This window comes from Aquibium pacificum, assembly GCF_040839445.1.
In the GTDB taxonomy this organism is placed as follows: Bacteria; Pseudomonadota; Alphaproteobacteria; order Rhizobiales; family Rhizobiaceae; genus Aquibium; species Aquibium pacificus.
This window is the reverse complement of the sequence record NZ_JBDPGJ010000025.1, coordinates 1-1,290: the sequence shown is the minus strand read 5'-3', so window position 1 is coordinate 1,290 and position 1,290 is coordinate 1. Positions and strand designations below refer to the sequence as shown.

General features: G+C 64.3%; 1 protein-coding gene. It reads left to right on the top strand.

Annotation, left to right across the window (positions count from 1 at the left end):
- The first annotated feature begins 80 nt into the window (after nt 1-80).
- Entirely contained in the window at nt 81-1,160 is a 1,080-nt protein-coding gene (locus ABGN05_RS30005) for a transposase (protein ID WP_367957706.1), read from the top strand.
- Nucleotides 1,161-1,290 lie beyond the last annotated feature (130 nt).

The window sequence follows — 1,290 nt, the reverse complement described above, 5'->3', positions numbered from 1 at the left end:
CAAGCTGGACACCCGCAAGAACCTCGCGCGGTCTCGGATTTCGTGATTCACTTGCCCTGTCGTGATTTGGAGGCAGGGCAATGGAACAGCGGTCTCTCTTTGGTCTCTCCGAGCATCTGGAGCGTCTGAGCAAGAACGACGATCCGCTGGAAACGCTCGAGGCGACGGTGGATTTCGAGTATTTCCGCGGCTGGCTGGTCGAGGGGCTCGGCTACGGCGATGGTTCCAAGGGCGGTCGGCCGCCGTTCGACCCGGTGTCGATGTTCAAGGCGCTGATCCTGCAGGCGCAGCACAATCTCAGCGACGCGCGCATGGAATTCATGATCCGCGACCGGCTCTCCTGGATGCGGTTCCTCGGCTTCGATCTCGGCGCGCCGACGCCCGACGAAAACACCATCCGGCACTTTCGCAACAGGCTGACCGAGACGGGGACGCTGAAGCGGGTGATGAAGGCCTTCGACTGGCAGCTCCACAAGAAGGGCTACCTCCCCATGTCGGGCCAGATCGTTGACGCCTCACTGGTGCCGGCGCCGAAGCAACGGAATACCGAAGGCGAGAAGGAGGCGATCAAGGAGGGCAAGTCCGCTCGGGAGATCTGGCCCGACGAGCCGGCCAAGGCGGCCCAGAAGGACGTCGATGCCCGCTGGACCCTGAAGATCGGCGGTAAGGTGCGGTATCGCCCGGACGGGACGCCTCTGCCGATGATCGCGACGCCGGTCTTTGGCTACAAGAGCCACATCAGCATCGACCGGCGCTTCGGTTTCATCCGCGAGGCGGCGGTGACGTCGGCATCGGCAGCCGACGGGCGGCAACTCAAGCGCCTGGTGAGCCGCGACAACACCGGCTCGGAGGTCTGGGCCGACAGCGCCTATCGCAGCCAGAAGAACGAGAAGTGGCTGACGGACCGGATGCTGACGAGCCGCATCCACCGGCGCAAGCCCGCGGGCAAGCCGATGCCTGAGGCGACCGCCCGAGCGAACGCGAGGAAATCTTCGATCCGCGCCGCCGTCGAGCATGTCTTCGCGCATCAGAAGGTCCGTTTCGGCCTCTTCATCCGCACCATTGGCATCGCACGCGCGGAGGCGAAACTGACGCTGGCCAACATCGCCTACAACATGGAACGCCTGATCTTCCACGAGCGCCGCACGGCCACGGGATGAGTCTGTCCGAAAACGGCCAGAAGCACGCCGGAATGGCCCCGATCCGATCAGGGTGCCGAAAAACACGCGCTCAGAGCGGCAGTCGCGGTATCGACCGCCCAAATCATCCGGTTGTTGCGGGTGTCCAGCT